Origin of the sequence: Halomonas halophila (genome assembly GCF_030406665.1) — a bacterium.
Lineage (GTDB): Bacteria > Pseudomonadota > Gammaproteobacteria > Pseudomonadales > Halomonadaceae > Halomonas > Halomonas halophila.
Genome location: NZ_CP129121.1, coordinates 1,516,988 through 1,531,164, shown reverse-complemented (window position 1 = coordinate 1,531,164; position 14,177 = coordinate 1,516,988). Strand labels below are relative to the sequence as shown.

Genomic DNA, 14,177 nt, shown 5'->3' with positions numbered 1-14,177 from the left:
GAGCATGACATGATCGCATCACTGGACGAGCTCCACTCCCGAAGACGACACCTCGATCACCCTGACCTCTGCCTCACCGATGCCCAGGCCTGCCGCACCCAGCAGTGGCTCTACCACCTGATTAATCAGCGGTGTTATCAGGTTTCCAAGCGCAGTACCAAGCGCACTCTGGAGATCCGTGACGGAATCCACGACACCATCCAGCAAGTTATTGATCGGATCCAGAAGCGCGCCGGTAATTGAGCACAACAGCCCGGTACACTCTTCGCTCTTATCCCCCAGGCTGATGTCCAGCTCCAGATCGGCCAGCAGGTCGGTCACGGCCGTCGTCACACCGGATACTCCCGACGCGAGTACGACGGCATCATTGTCTGGCCAGTCATGGATGCCCCCCGTCATATAACCCGACAGCCCTGCTTCCAGGTTTTCCGTCAAACCACTCTCCAGCGAGACGTTGATCAACCCGGCAAACGCAGGCAGTACTTCAGCATCCAGGCCGACGGATGCCACCAAGGGCTCGCTTATGGCTCCCACCGAGACACCATAGACGCCATCATTCAATGAGATCTCCTCGATCCCTGCCTCGGCCTCTATGCCGCCGATGTCCAAATCGAGATCGAGCCGCAACACCCCAAGCAAATCGACCCCTAGATCAACATCTAAATCAAGCTGTCCTGTGCTGGCAGAGGTCTTCCAGTTATCGTTCCCACAATCGGGGGCGACTCCATCCGCGCAGCCCACCGGTCCTATGGCAATCTGCGGGGCTTCCATGACTGTCAATCCAACGCTAGCCGTCACGGCCGACAGATCGACATCGAGATTATCAATCGCAATCGCATTTTCCTGGTTGGCCAGCATCAAACTGCTGCCCAACAGGTCGCCCAGACGAATGCCAGTCTTCAAGGCTTCGGTATCGTCGACGCCTTCGGCCGATCGGATATCGAGAAGCTCCCCAAGGTTGATATCGGCGGTTCCAACATCGAGACTCATGGCGCTTTGCATCTCGCCCAGCACTGCTAGATCGGATGCAAGCAATCCTCTATCGGACAGTACGCTTTCCGACAATTCCAGCAGCTCGGACAAGGTCACACTGGTATTGAGCACTTCGTCGACTGTCAGCGCCGCCAAATCCACTCCAAGAGCTGGTATTTCCGAAGCCAACTCCAGCAGCGTGATCCGAGTATCCAGCACCCCTTCATAGCCAACGAGGGACAGCGGCACATCGCTTCCCAGCAAACCGCCCAGCAAAGGTGCCAACAAAGAAGATTCGGAACTATCCAGAGAGGCCAGGCGAGAGCCTACGGAAAACGCCACATAGGTCGCCTTCCTCGCGACTGCCGTCGATTGAAGGATGATGGTGTGGCCATCACTGGCGTCGCCGTCATCGGGCACAAAAGCCGCCATGAGCGGAGGCGATACCGGGTCTTCCAGTACGACCTGGACGGCATCCTGAGGCAAGGAGTCATCGAAGTCATAGCGTCGATAAGACGTGGGACCACCCTCTACGGCCACATCCACCAATGCCACTCGCCCCAGAGTAATGCCATCACCGTCGACCAGCTCTCGCGCATAGCCGTTGTCTTCCAGTACATCCTGCGCATAGGTCACTGCCTGATCGCAGGAAGACAGCGTCTCGCAGCGGGACGCCACCGACAGCGCCGCCAGATCCGCCACCCGCTGAAGATTGCGCTTTTCCATGTACAGCCGCCCGGTATCCAGCGCCAGGGCGATGCACAGCACCACCAGCAGCATCACCATCGCGCCGAGCAGGCCGATCACGCCTCGCTGGCGACGCGGAACGTAGAGGCGGCAGGTCGTCATCACTCACCGAAGCTCAGGTCGATGTACTCGTCGGGAATCGCGTGGGTGAAGCTCTGCAGGTAGCGCTCATAGATCCGCGACTGCACTTCCCCGGACAGCGATTGGCGGTTCCGGCTGGCGATGCGTCCGCTGCGCTGCAGCTCGAGCAGCCGTTCGGTGCGCTCGCCGACCTCGGCGCTGCGGTGGTCCGCCACCGGCATCGCGCCCTGCGAGGAGGGCGCCTCGCCCTGAGCCCAGGCCAGCGGAGAGGCGATCAGCATCACCCCGCAGACGCCCAGGCACCGCATACGCTTCATCATCCTGCTGATAGGCATCCCGCGATCTCCTTGCTCGACGTTATCCATGTTCTCGGGCTCGCTCGTCGGTCGCCAGCCGGCGCAGGCGGGCCACCAGTTCGTCATCCAGGTCGTAGCGTCGGGCCAGCCGTTCGGCCTCGACCACGCGTCCTTCCTGCATCATCAGCATCACCAGGTTGGAGGCGGCCCGCCGGCCGGTGCCGCCCAGCTCCAGCGCGGTCAGCAGCTCTTCCCGGGCCGGCTTCGGCTTGCCTTCCAGCATCAGCAGGTAGCCCAGGTCGTTGCGGATTTCGGCGTCGGTCGGGCGAGCATCCCGCGCCTGGCGCATCAGCACCAGCGCCTGCTCACGATCACCGCGCGCCACCGCGTTGCGTGCCATACCATGGAAGGCATCGGCCGCCAGACAACCACCCGCCAGGGTCTCGTAGACCGCATCCGATTGGTCGCGCCGCCCCACGTCGCGCAGCGCATCGCCCCGCATCAGGGCGGCCTCGGCATAGTCGAAGCCACTTTCGTCGAGATGCGCCAGGGCCGAGCGCGAGCGCCCGTCTTCCATCTGCTGGCGAATCATGTCCATGCGCAGCCCGGTATCGGCGCTGTAGCGTTCGCCGCAGGGGCCGGTGACTTCCTTCACCTCGTCGCGCTGCCCCAGCCCGATCATCGACATTGGCTCCACGCCGCCGGCACAGCCGCCGAGCATCACCAGGCCCCACGCCGACAGTCCGGCTCGAAGGCGTCTTGTCATCATGGATTGCCCCTCAATTTCCCAGACTCCCGAGCATGCCGCCCAGGTTGATCACCGCCGGCCCGGCCAGCACGATCAGCAAGGCCGGAAACAGGAACACCATCATCACCAGCGACATCTTGCCCGACAGGCTCGATACCGCTTCCTGGATGCGCATGCGGCGACGGTCGCGCAGCCGGTGGCTCAGGTCGAGCATCGCCCGCCGTGCGCCGCCCCCGGACGACGATATCTGCGCCAGCAGCTTGAGCAGGTCCTCGAGCCCCTCGCTGGCCTGGAGGACCGACTGCTCCTCGAGCACCTCCTCGCGAGCCTGCCCCGCCTCGATGCGAAGCAGGATCAGCCGCAGCTCCCGCACGCTTTCGGGACAGGTCTCATCGAGGTTGTGAATCAGGCCGCGCAGCACGCCTTCCAGGGTCATGCCGGACTCCCACAGCATGCGCGTGACCTGGATGACCATGTCGGCCTCTTCGTTCAGCCGAACCACCCGGCGGCGGCGCACACGCTTCAGCCAGATCCAGGCACCGACGGCCGCCAGCGCGGCGAAGGCCAGACCGGTCGTCATGGCCGGCAGCCAGGCCTTGCCACCCTGAAGAGCGTGGAGCACGCCGCCGCTGAACACGCCGAAGACCACCAGCGCCACGGAAAACAGCAGGTGAAGCTGGGCGCGAGTGCCGATGAAGCCCGCCTGACGCAGCACCAGCGCCAGCTCCGCCAGCCAGGGGCGACCGCGGGTCTGCCGGCGCCAGATGATCCGCCCGCTGCCCATCAGTCGTGCCTCCATGGCCGCCACCTGCTGGCGTCGGCTGCCGCCTTCCCCCTGATTCGGCCCCGCCGCTGGCGTCTCGCGCGGCCCGACGCGGGCCAGCCACAGGCAGATCCCGGCCGCCGCCAGCACCAGCAAGGCACTCGTCATCAGCCACACCATGGCCTTCTCCTATATCGACTTGAGCATCCGCCACAGCGCCACGCAGCCGCCCACCTCCAGCAGGACGGCCACCCACAGCCCCATGCGGCCGCCGGCACTGTCGAACATCGGCGCCAGGAACTCGGGGTTGCTGAACCACATGAACCCCGCCATCGCCACCGGCACCGCCGCCAGCACGAAGGCCGTGACCCGGGTCTCGCCGGTAAGCGCCCGCAGCTCGCGACGCCCCTTCTCCTGCTGACGAAGCAGCTCGACGAAGCTGCCCAGGATGTCGCGCAGGCTGCCCCCATGGGCCTGATTAACCTCCACCGCCGTGGCCAGCAGGTCGAACTCCTGCAGCTTGAGCAGCTGTGCCTCGCGATGCAGCGCCTCGTGGAGCTCCATGCCCAGCTCTCGGCGAACATTGACCCGCGCGGTGGCCTCGCGCAGCAGGCCGGTGGCAGTCTCACCGTTGCGGCGAAAGGCGATCTCGACGGTGGCACCGGTGCCCAGGTCGCGCACCACCTGCTCCATGAAGCCTGGCAGCTGGGCGCGCAGACGGCGGCGCAGGAGCTGCGCCCGCCCCCGCAGGATCAGGTTGATCAACACCAGCGACCCCAGCACCAGCAGCACACCGACAAGATGAGACAGCAGCATCAGCGCCACCACGACCGCCACCAGCACCAGCCCGCCGACGATCGCTATCCCCCGGGGCGTGGCATGAATGCCGGCGGCCAGCAGGTAGTCGAACAGCCACTGCATCAGCGACTCGGACGGCGGGCGTCGTCGGGTGCGTCGTCTGGGCTTGTCGGCCCGCAGCACCTTGTCGCTCTCGTGGTTGGCGCTGCGCCACAGCAGCCTGGCGGCCACCAGCAGCAGCGCCATGGTCAGGCCCCAGAGTTGCCAGGCATTCATGCGGCATCCTCGATATGCTTGTGCCAGTCGACGGCGTCGATCAGGCGGCGGTCCTCGTGACGATAGAGCCGGGCCAGCTCGACCCGGCCATCGGAGAGCCCCCTCACCTGCTGGACCTCGACCACATGGCGATGGCCCTCGCCGTCCCGGGTGACATGCACCACCAGGTCCAGTGCCGTGGCGATGATCTGGTTGACCAGCCCGTCGCTGCCCTCGAAGCCGGCCAGGCGTACCATCATCTGCAGGCGCACCAGGGCATCCCGGGCGGAGTTGGCGTGCACCGTGCTCATCGAGCCCAGGTGGCCGGTGTTCATGGCCTGCAGCATGTCCAGCGCCTCGTCGCCGCGACTCTCGCCGAGGATCACCCGGTCGGGGCGCATGCGCAGCGCATTGCGCACCAGCTGGCGGGCCGAGACCTCGCCCTCCCCCTCGCTGTTGGGCGGGCGGGTCTCGAGGCGCACCACATGGCTGTTGCCAAGCTGAAGTTCCGCGGCATCCTCGATGGTCACGACCCGCTCATGCTCGGGAATGTCACGGCTGAGGATATTGAGCAGCGTGGTCTTGCCGGAGCCGGTCGCCCCGCTGATCAGGATGTTGCGACGCTGGACAACCGACTCCTGCAGCATGGCCATCAGCTCCGGTGTCACCGCACGGCCCTGGATCAGGGCCTCGGCCGTGAGCGCCTCGCGACGGAACTTGCGGATCGACACGCAGGGCCCGTCCAGGGCCAATGGCGGAATCACCACGTTGACCCGCGAGCCGTCCGGCAGGCGTGCGTCGACCATCGGACTGGATTCGTCGAGCCGTCGCCCGAGCGGGGCCAGCATCCGCCGCACCACCCGCAGCACGTGGGCATCGTTGATGAAGCATTCCTCGACGCTCTCCAGCCGCCCCTGGCGCTCCACCAGGATGTTGCGCGGCCCGTTGATCAGGATGTCGGAGATGTCATCGTCGCCCAGCAGCGGCTGCAACGGGCCGAAGCCCGCGACCTCGTTGAGCACTTCCCTGGCCAGCGCCTCCAGCGACTCGACCGGCACCTGCTCGGCGCGCTGGTCGAAGTAGTCCCGGACCAGGCTCTCGATGCGCACCAGCATCGCCGAGGGCTCGTCGCTGAACAGCGCCTCGTCGTCCTCCAGACGCTCGATCACCTCGCGATGCAGCGCCGCCTTCAGGGCCCCGTCGGTCAGGTCGGGCGCCGACCGCGACGGGGTCGGCTTGTGTCGCGTCAGCGAAGACCAGGCCCCCATATCACCTCCTAGCGGGAAAAACCGATATCGCCGAGTCGCTCGATCTCCCGGGCGTCTTGGGGATCGAACAGCAGCTCCAGGAAACTCGGATCGTAGCGCCCCAGCGCCTCGCCGGGCAGACCGTCGAGCTCGACCCCGGCGGCGATCGGCGAGACCAGATGCGGCGTGACGATCATGATCAGCTCCGTTTCCTCGCGCTCGAAGCGGGTCGAGCGGAAGAAGGCGCCCAGCACCGGGATGTCGCCCAGGCCGGGGAACTTGTCGACGCTCTGCATGGTGGACTGGCTGACCAGGCCGCTGATGATGAAGCTTTCGCCGTCGCCGAGCTGCACGGTGGTATCGGTGCGACGCACGCTCAGCGAGGGCACGGCGATGCCGCTGGACTGCACGGAGCGGCTGAAGTCCAGGTCGCTGACCTCCGGCGCCACCTTGAGCATGATCCGTTCGTCGTCGAGCACCGTGGGCGTCAGCTGCAGGCGGATGCCGAACTCCTTGAAATCCACCGAGACGTCGCCGTCGCTGCTGTTACTGGGGAAGGGAAACTCGCCGCCGGCCAGGAAGGACGCGCTCTGCCCGGACAGCGTCACCAGGCTGGGCTCGGCCAGGGTATAGGCGAAGCCGTTGTTGCGCAGGGCGCTGATGGCCCCCAGGTAGCCGTCATTGTCGCCGCTGATGATCGAGAAACCCTCGCTCAGCGGCGCCACCAGGCTGTTGTCGTTGATGAAGCTGCTGCCGCTGCCGGTGGGGCCGACGGCGTACTGGGTATTGCCGCCGTTGTTGCGCCCGAGGAAGAAGCCGTAGGACTGCAGCCGGCTGCGATTGACCTCGACGACGCGGATATCGGTCTGAATCTGCACCGGCCCGACCTGGCGGGTCGCATCCACCGGCGGGGCGTCGCCGAAGCGCTGCAGGGCCTCGTCATGACGGTCCAGCGAACGCGTCTGGCCGAAGAGCCGCCCGCGCTCGCCGCCGGCCTCGACCCGATACTCGTCCTCCAGCGACCGGGCCGCCGCCGGCTGCACCTCGAGGGTCATCGACTGCGGCGTGCGCCGCCCGGCCAACCACACGCTCAGCGTGGTCGCCCCGGGGCCGATGCCGGTCACCAGCAGCTGGCGGTCCCCCACCACCCGCACGTCGGCGACGCCGCCACGTCCCACCGCGGTGCGCGTGATGCTGGCGCCGTAATCGAGCCGCTGGTTCTCGCCGACCAGCAGCGACAGCGTGCGCCCGCCGTCCTGGGCCGACGCCGTCGTGGAAAGCACTAGGGCCATCAGGCCCAGCCACATCGCCACCAGCATCGGCCAGGCGCGCGTAAGGGCCGGCGGCTGCCGGAAGGTAGGACTCGTCGCTCGTTGCATGCTGTTCCCTGCATCCTGCTTGAAATAATGGTCGCGGCGGCGTCTCAGCCGCCCACGCTGACGCTGCGCACTTCGCCGCCGACCTGCTGGACGACCCGGCGCCCGCCATTCCGGCGTTCCGGCCGCGCGGCCGGCGTCGGGCTCGCTTCGCCGTCACGCCCCATCAGGCTGTCGAAGTCCACGGGCTCGCCCAGGTCGTCCGGCTCGGCGTCGTCGTCGTTCGCGGCCTCGAGCGACGCCGGCATCAGCCAGCCATCGCCGCCCTCGGGCAGGGTGGGTTCCAGGGCGGCGCGACGCTCCTCGGCGCCGATCACCGCCAGCCGCAGCCGGCCGGTCTCCTCGGCCAACAGCAGCCGCGGGGCCTGGGCCTCGTCCAGCGCCAGCACCGCGGTGCGCCCGCTGCGCTGGGGGCCGCCCTCGCCGCCCTCGGGCAGGGGCTGGCCGCGCAGGGCGCTTCCGAAGCTCAACACCTGGATATCGCGCAGTACCCGGCGCGCCAGCCGCGTGCGCTCGCCGCCGCTGTCCTGGGCGTAGAAGAACACGTCGACGCGATCCCCCGGCGCCACGAAGCCGCCGCCGCCGATCACCTCGTCGACGCTGACGGCGATGCCCCGCTTGCCCGCCGGCACGGCCTCGGCCAGCAGGCCGCCGGCGGCGAAGTGCGAGGGCCTCAGCACGTCGCCCTGGGCGAGGGGCCGGGTCAGCACCCGCCCCTCCACCTCGGACAGCGCGCCGAAGCTCTCGTCCAGCGGTTCGGGATAATCGATGGTTCGAAGCAGCGGCGCCTGGCCCTCGCCGGGCGCCGCCAGCCGCGTGCCCACCGCCAGGGGGCGGGCCGCGGCCAGTACCTCATGGCCGGTGGGCTCGGGCGCCGCGGGAGTCACCGCCGGCGCCGTCACCACCGTCTCCGGCACCTCATTGGCCATCCGCCAGCCCGCAAAGGCCAGGCCAATGGCCACCGCCACCAATAAGGCGGCGATGGCTTTGAGTAAATTAGGCGACATATTTAAACCATCCCAAAAGCTTTCTCATTGCAGTCAAAATAGCTTTCAGACGTCACCCACCTTCCGTAGTTGTTAAAGCACTCTCCACTCTGTCAAAAAGATTTCCAAGTAATGTTTGGAAGCCACCATCCGAAGCACTAAATACCGCAAAAATTGCAATAGCTAAAACAGCCGCAATAATCGCATATTCAATTGCCGTCGCCCCCCGCTGTCGACGAAAGACGGGGCGATTGAGTTGACGAGTCGCCAGATTGGCATGGGCCTTGCCGAACACACTTGAGAGAGAGAAGCGTTTCATAAGAATTTCCCCGCTTGGTTGAGTCCTGCTTTTCTTTTCACCGCCCCGGCGAGTCCCGCGCCGGGGCCCTGCTCCTGCCGGCGTTGTCTCACGCCGTTTTTCATCGTGCTCTTTTGAGATCGACCGACCGAGGCCGGGCTTTTGTACGAGATCGCCCACCCATGAGCGGCGAGACCGTCGACACCCTGCGCGCTAGCCGCCGAAGTCCCAGCTCAGGCGGGCATTGACCCGGCCTTCCCGAGACGCGTCCTCGGCGGGACGATCGCCGATCGGGTAGGCGTACTCGATGCCCAGGCGATAAAGGCGGTTATTGCTCAGCTCGATCCCGGTGGCCACCGAGGCCAGGTCGTACTCCAGGTCGCTGTCGTTGAACTCGGTATGGGCGCCGTCCACCGCCAGGTAGGGTTCCAGATGCGAGACCCAGCCGGACGCCAGCGCATGGCGGTAGCGCAGCTCGACCTCGCCGGCATAGCCGCGCTCGCCCTCGGCCTCGCCATCGTCGTAGGCGCGGGCGAAATGGCCGGCGCCATAGGTACCCCGTTCCGGCGCCGGCAGCGCGTCTTGCGACCAGAAGCCGGCCACGCGCATCGACAGCCGCCAGTTCGGCGTCAGCGCCTCCAGCCAGCGTCCCTGGAGACCGAGCCGCGTGTACTCGAGTTCCTCCCGGCCATCGGCGGCCACCGACACGCCATTGGCGACGTTGCGAATCTCGGTGGTGGTGCGATTGCCGCCCATGTCGATGCCCTGACGCAGCTCGGCGCGGGCCTCCAGCCGACGGCTGGCATTGCCCTGGCGATAGTGGGTGCCCAGTTCGAGGGTCGAGTAGCGCAGGTCCTGACGCCCCCTCAATTCAGGCCCCTGATCCGAGCGATAGCGGTAGTCGGCCGTCTCGTCGAGGTGCTCGACGTTGACCTCGACGTCCCAGCGCCGACGGCGCTCCATCAGCAGCGGATAGTCGAGCCCCAGGCGGAAGCGGTCGCGCTCCTTCTCCTGGGCCACCTCGTAGGGCCGTCCTTCCACCAGCACCGGGTCTTCCTCATCACCCTCGAAGCGCTGGGCGCTCATATTGAGACGCAGGCCGTCGGTACCGAGCTCCTGACGATACTGGGCAGCATAGAAGCGATCGTCGTTGTCGACCGGCATCAGGTAGGCGAAGGAGAGCGTTTCCGCATAGGGGGTATGGCTGTGGAAGGCCAGGTTCGCGACCGCCTGGGTATCGTTCTTGTCGCCGCCGCCGAGGGTCAGGCCGGCGTCGACGCGGTCGCTGTCGCGCTGCTCCACGCGCAGCGTGGTGGCACCGGACGGCGTGCGCGGCACCGGCGCCTTGACCGCCAGGCTGGCGCCCGGGATGCGCTCGATCAGCGCCGTATAGCGCTCGAAGGTCGAACGGGTCAGCGGGCGTTCCTCCCGCATCCGATCTGCCAGCCGCCGCACTCGCTGGGCGACGGCGGTATCCTGCACGGCGATCTCGGTGCGGGCGATATACCCCTCGACCACCACGACGGTCAGGGTACCGCTCTGGAAGTTGTTGCTGGGCAGATAGGCGTAGGACAGGGGGTAGCCAGCGTCCTGGTAGCGGCGCGTGATCGTCTCCACGGCCTCGACCAGACGATTTACCGCCACGCGTTGCCCGACGAGCGGCTGAAGGGGGGCACTCAGGGTCTCGAGATCGAAGACACTGCCGCCGCGAATCTGCACCCGGGCCACCGGCACCTGCGTCTCGGGGCTTACCGCCTCGGCGGCACCGGGCAGGCTGACCTCGGCCCCGCCCTGTCGCTGCCGATCCAGGGTGTCCTGTACCGGCGGCGTCATCGTCGGCTGACGCTCGTTGATGACCGACGGCACATCGTTGGCCTGCACCAACGTCGTACTCATCGAACACGCGGAAAGCATGGCAAGCGAGAAGAGTTTATACCGAACTCCTTCACTCACTAACATTTTGCCAGAAAGTTTTCTTGCTAATAAATTTTTTACGCCGAACCTTGGCATCATATTTATTCCCTGCAATGGCATTCAGTAATCGCATGCGCCGCCGATGGTGTTATTTCACGCTTTCGACGCCTTAACACCAAAGCTAAGAACGACTAATGCCGAAGACTGAATTTACATTAGTACAAAAACCTTGATCTGTGGCAAGCCAAAATCGAAGAAAATTGAGGTTCATCATCAACACTCCGTCATACATGGCCTACACGGCAGAAGGCCCGGCACTTGCCGGGCCTTCTGCCGCCGCATGGAGCGAGCGATCAGAGCAGGCCTCCCAGGCCAAGCAGCCCGCCGCTGCTTTCGGTACCTGAGTCCTCGCTACCGGAGCTGTCGGTGCCGCCGCCCAGCAGGCCGTGCGCCACGTCATCCACGGTGCCGGTCACACCCTGCAGGGCACCACCGGTCAGGCCATCGACGGTATCGGTGACGCCATCCACGGTGTTCGCGACGCCGCCGAGCAGGCCTCCGCTACCGCCCAGGCTGCCGCCGTCGCCACCGAGCAGGCCGCCCTCACCGCCGACCAGGCCACCGGTCACACCGTCAACAGTATCGGTCACGCCGCCCAGCAGGCCACCGTCGCCGCCGAGCAGGCCGCCTTCTCCGCCCACCAGGCCACCGGTCACACCATCCACGGTATCGGTCACGCCCCCCAGCAGGCCGCCATCGCCACCGAGCAGGCCGCCTTCACCGCCGACCAGGCCACCGGTCACGCCATCCACGGTACCGGTCACGCCACCCAGCAGGCCGCCTTCACCGCCGACCAGCAGACCGCCTTCACCGCCACCGAGCAGGCCCCCGGCGGAGCCTCCCAGACCGCCGGTCACGCCACCCAGCAGACCACCATCGCCGCCCAGGAGGCCGCCTTCGCCGCCGAGCAGCCCGCCGCCGAGATCGCCCAGCACCAGGGTCGGATCGTCCAGCAGACCGCCTTCGGCGGACAGGGTCGCGGCAAGCAGGCTGTTATCCCCGACCACCAGGCCGTTCTCGCCCACCAGCAAACCACCTGTCAGCCCGTCGAGTCCGTTGAGCAGGCCGTTGTCGGTATCCAGCAGCCCACCGTCGACGCCGGGCAGGCCGAGGCCCGGGGAGCCGCCCTCACCGGCGGTCAGCAGGCCACCGGCGTCGGCCACGAGCCGGCCGGTCGAGGTCACCAGATCGCCGACACCGGCGAGCTGAACGCCGCCGCCACCGAGACGCTCGCCGAGCATGACCACGGCGCCGCCGACCTGACCCAGCAGGCGGTTACCGACGGGGCCGACCACCAAAGTGTCACCCAGGCGCTGAGTCGTGCCCTCCACGTTGACGACCAGCGGACGAACGACGCCGGTCAGCTCGGTGGTCAGGCCGGCCAGATGGCCATCTTCATCGGTCAGAGTAAAGGTCAGACGATCGCCCACGGCGGTGACCGTGCCGCCGAGCTGGTCGACGGTGCCACCCAGGCTGGCGAGCACGCCAGTGCCGTCTTCCACCTGCATCAGCACCGGCAGCGAGCCCAGCCCCTCGACGATGCCACCGGCACTGCTGACGGCCTTGCCGGTCTGGGAGACCAGCCCCGTGGCGCCGCCCAGCGTCGTGCCCAGGGCGTTGTCGTTGTTGCCGAGGCTGCCCAGGCCGTCATTCAGACCGTCGGAGAGCAGGTTGACGCCGTCGCCCAGGTCCTTCAGCACCTGGCCGCTACCGTCGGTCACCCCGCCGACCAGAGGCGCATCGACCTGCTGGATGGCACCACCCAGCGCCGTGACGGTATCACCCACGCCGCCGGTCACTCCGCTGCCATCCTGGATCACTCGCTCGAGGCTGGAGGACTGCACGTCGCCGTCACCACCGGAGCCGTCACCATCGCCACCCGAGCCATCGCCACCCGAGCCGTCGCCACCCGAGCCGTCGCCGTCACCGATGCCATCACCGCCCGAACCGTCTCCTCCGGAACCGTCACCGCTGCCGGTGCCATCACCATCCCCGGCTTCCATACCGCCATTTCCGCCGTCCAGCGGCTGTGAAATATCGGAGCTACCGCTGCAGCCGGCCAGCGAGATCGCCAGCACCAGCGCGGTCAGCGGAAAGAGCCGTGTCTTGAATTCCGTGTTCCCTGCCATCATCACGTTCCTCTCTTTTTCTACCGGAGGCATCGCTCATCGGCCGGATGAACGATGCCGAACGACTGCCTTGCTGCCGGAAGCGTATGAAGGAACGCGAGCTTTTCACACCGTCTGAAATCTCCTACAGGTTTCTGTAAATTACTGATAATAAAGATGTCTTACAAAACAACCGCGATGACATTTACGCGACAGTCCGAGATCTCTTACACCGGGCAATACCATTGGCGACACGGTAAACGCACCATAAGTGACACCTCATACCCGGTCGGCGTCATCGGGTACGACACATCCATCGCACGATGGCGCGAACGCGGTACGATCGCGGTACCCACAAAAAAGGCCACCCCTCTCGCGAGGGGTGGCCCGTCGTGGCATCACCAGGCCTGAAGGCCTGGCCTGCGGCTAACGACTTACTTGCGCATGGAACGCTCGAACATGCGGTTCATCTCTTCACGGTTCTGCTGAGACATCTGCAGAGCCGCTTGAGCGTCGCGCTGAGCCTGGTTGGCGGTGTTCTGCGCCTGGGTCGCGATGCTGCGAGCTTCCGCGGCGTCGGCCTGTGCAGACTCGGCAGTGGTGCGGACTTCTTCCAGAGCGCTGGAGGAGGCGCAGCCCGCCAGAACGGCGAGAGAGGCGGCAGCGGCGGACAGCTTCAGAGTAGTCTTGAGAGTCATGGTGTTCTCCTTGAGTCTTCCTTGGTACTGCGTTGGTGATGCCTGACAACCAGGCGTCCTGCTATCGCAGGTTCTAATGCAGCAACAATGCCTGCTGCGAACCGGAGACGTCAAATGCTGGGCGTTTTTCACGACAGCACGCGCCTGCCGGCTAGAACGTCCTTAGCGCATATAAAGACTAGCGGATGACGACCCGCGTGCCAATGTCGATCATCGCCGACAGGGTGTCGATTTGCCGATCCGTGACCGCGACGCAGCCATCGGTCCAGTGAAAACGCCGATGAATCGCCGGGTCGGCCACCCCGATGCCATGAATGCCGATGTACCCGCCCAGCACCGTATCCTGCGGCGGCGTACCATGCCGACGGTAGTAGCTGAAGTAGTCGTCATAATCCTGCTGACTGTAGACCCCGGCATCCAGCGCCATACGGGCATGCGTGGGCGTGGGGTAATCCAGACCGACGAAGGTGCGGTACTTGCTTCGGTAGTTGAACCGCGTCACCCGAAACTCGCCCAGCGGCGTCGCGCGATCGCCACGCGTCCGCTCTGCCCTGGCACCGCCGCGCCCCAGCGAGACCGGGGAAAAGCGCTCCTCCTCGCTGGCACCGCGGAAGATGCTCAGACGGGCCTCATGATCATCCACCAGCACCCATAGCTCATCGGGGGCTCGCGGCGCACTGGCCTGGGCCAGCAGGTCGCTCATCATGGTGGCTGCCGGGGCGGCGGTCGACCAGAAAGGCAGGCTCAGCGCCAGCAGGCCGAAACGCCGCCGGCTCAGCAGAAAGCGCTCATCTCGGGATTGCGTCATGGGTGGGAAGCCGGTAGCCAGA

General features: G+C 66.2%; 13 protein-coding genes. All 13 read right to left on the bottom strand.

What is annotated here, in order from left to right; genetic code table 11:
- Positions 1 to 18 precede the first annotated feature (18 nt).
- Complete coding sequence (locus tag QWG60_RS07045; protein ID WP_146907975.1) at positions 19 to 1,821, bottom strand: pilus assembly protein TadG-related protein; 1,803 nt, start codon at positions 1,819 to 1,821, stop codon at positions 19 to 21.
- The gene (locus QWG60_RS07040) at positions 1,821 to 2,135 is read right to left on the bottom strand and encodes a DUF3613 domain-containing protein (protein WP_186810048.1); all 315 of its coding nucleotides are present in this window, start codon (positions 2,133 to 2,135) and stop codon (positions 1,821 to 1,823) included. The genes QWG60_RS07045 and QWG60_RS07040 overlap by 1 nt, the downstream gene beginning before the upstream one ends.
- Before the next feature lie 22 nt (positions 2,136 to 2,157).
- Positions 2,158 to 2,865, bottom strand: coding sequence for a tetratricopeptide repeat protein (locus QWG60_RS07035; RefSeq protein WP_107182054.1), 708 nt, complete (start codon positions 2,863 to 2,865; stop codon positions 2,158 to 2,160).
- Positions 2,866 to 2,875: 10 nt separating this feature from the next.
- Positions 2,876 to 3,775, bottom strand: coding sequence for a type II secretion system F family protein (locus tag QWG60_RS07030; RefSeq protein WP_290130935.1), 900 nt, complete (start codon positions 3,773 to 3,775; stop codon positions 2,876 to 2,878).
- A gap of 21 nt (positions 3,776 to 3,796) precedes the next feature.
- On the bottom strand, positions 3,797 to 4,681 hold the full coding sequence (locus QWG60_RS07025; RefSeq protein WP_146907969.1) for a type II secretion system F family protein: 885 nt from the start codon (positions 4,679 to 4,681) through the stop codon (positions 3,797 to 3,799).
- Positions 4,678 to 5,928: a CpaF family protein gene (locus QWG60_RS07020; protein ID WP_046080196.1), complete on the bottom strand. Its 1,251-nt coding sequence runs from the start codon at positions 5,926 to 5,928 to the stop codon at positions 4,678 to 4,680. Before QWG60_RS07020 ends, QWG60_RS07025 begins: the two co-directional genes overlap by 4 nt.
- Positions 5,929 to 5,936: 8 nt before the next feature.
- Positions 5,937 to 7,286 carry a type II and III secretion system protein family protein gene (locus tag QWG60_RS07015; protein WP_146907966.1) on the bottom strand — a complete coding sequence of 450 codons (1,350 nt, stop codon included), beginning with the start codon at positions 7,284 to 7,286 and terminating at the stop codon, positions 5,937 to 5,939.
- Positions 7,287 to 7,330: 44 nt separating this feature from the next.
- Positions 7,331 to 8,290 carry a Flp pilus assembly protein CpaB gene (gene cpaB, locus QWG60_RS07010; protein ID WP_146907964.1) on the bottom strand — a complete coding sequence of 320 codons (960 nt, stop codon included), beginning with the start codon at positions 8,288 to 8,290 and terminating at the stop codon, positions 7,331 to 7,333.
- Positions 8,291 to 8,342: 52 nt separating this feature from the next.
- Entirely contained in the window at positions 8,343 to 8,588 is a 246-nt protein-coding gene (locus QWG60_RS07005) for a Flp family type IVb pilin (RefSeq protein WP_146907962.1), read from the bottom strand.
- A gap of 192 nt (positions 8,589 to 8,780) precedes the next feature.
- The gene (locus QWG60_RS07000) at positions 8,781 to 10,463 is read right to left on the bottom strand and encodes a ShlB/FhaC/HecB family hemolysin secretion/activation protein (protein ID WP_246124636.1); all 1,683 of its coding nucleotides are present in this window, start codon (positions 10,461 to 10,463) and stop codon (positions 8,781 to 8,783) included.
- Between the two features lie 371 nt (positions 10,464 to 10,834).
- The gene (locus tag QWG60_RS06995; RefSeq protein WP_146907960.1) at positions 10,835 to 12,670 is read right to left on the bottom strand and encodes a collagen-like triple helix repeat-containing protein; all 1,836 of its coding nucleotides are present in this window, start codon (positions 12,668 to 12,670) and stop codon (positions 10,835 to 10,837) included.
- A gap of 413 nt (positions 12,671 to 13,083) precedes the next feature.
- Complete coding sequence (locus tag QWG60_RS06990; protein WP_016854575.1) at positions 13,084 to 13,347, bottom strand: Lpp/OprI family alanine-zipper lipoprotein; 264 nt, start codon at positions 13,345 to 13,347, stop codon at positions 13,084 to 13,086.
- A 178-nt stretch (positions 13,348 to 13,525) separates the two neighbouring features.
- The gene (locus QWG60_RS06985) at positions 13,526 to 14,155 is read right to left on the bottom strand and encodes a L,D-transpeptidase family protein (RefSeq protein ID WP_046080194.1); all 630 of its coding nucleotides are present in this window, start codon (positions 14,153 to 14,155) and stop codon (positions 13,526 to 13,528) included.
- Positions 14,156 to 14,177: the final 22 nt, after the last annotated feature.

Coding starts and splice junctions, on each gene's coding strand:
- QWG60_RS07040 (WP_186810048.1), bottom strand. CDS start 2,135: ATGCCTATCAGCAGGATGATGAAGCGTATGCGGTGCCTGGGCGTCTGC.
- QWG60_RS07035 (WP_107182054.1), bottom strand. CDS start 2,865: ATGATGACAAGACGCCTTCGAGCCGGACTGTCGGCGTGGGGCCTGGTG.
- QWG60_RS07020 (WP_046080196.1), bottom strand. CDS start 5,928: ATGGGGGCCTGGTCTTCGCTGACGCGACACAAGCCGACCCCGTCGCGG.
- cpaB (WP_146907964.1), bottom strand. CDS start 8,290: ATGTCGCCTAATTTACTCAAAGCCATCGCCGCCTTATTGGTGGCGGTG.
- QWG60_RS07015 (WP_146907966.1), bottom strand. CDS start 7,286: ATGCAACGAGCGACGAGTCCTACCTTCCGGCAGCCGCCGGCCCTTACG.
- QWG60_RS06990 (WP_016854575.1), bottom strand. CDS start 13,347: ATGACTCTCAAGACTACTCTGAAGCTGTCCGCCGCTGCCGCCTCTCTC.
- QWG60_RS07030 (WP_290130935.1), bottom strand. CDS start 3,775: ATGACGAGTGCCTTGCTGGTGCTGGCGGCGGCCGGGATCTGCCTGTGG.
- QWG60_RS07005 (WP_146907962.1), bottom strand. CDS start 8,588: ATGAAACGCTTCTCTCTCTCAAGTGTGTTCGGCAAGGCCCATGCCAAT.
- QWG60_RS06995 (WP_146907960.1), bottom strand. CDS start 12,670: ATGGCAGGGAACACGGAATTCAAGACACGGCTCTTTCCGCTGACCGCG.
- QWG60_RS06985 (WP_046080194.1), bottom strand. CDS start 14,155: ATGACGCAATCCCGAGATGAGCGCTTTCTGCTGAGCCGGCGGCGTTTC.
- QWG60_RS07000 (WP_246124636.1), bottom strand. CDS start 10,463: ATGAGTACGACGTTGGTGCAGGCCAACGATGTGCCGTCGGTCATCAAC.
- QWG60_RS07025 (WP_146907969.1), bottom strand. CDS start 4,681: ATGAATGCCTGGCAACTCTGGGGCCTGACCATGGCGCTGCTGCTGGTG.
- QWG60_RS07045 (WP_146907975.1), bottom strand. CDS start 1,821: ATGACGACCTGCCGCCTCTACGTTCCGCGTCGCCAGCGAGGCGTGATC.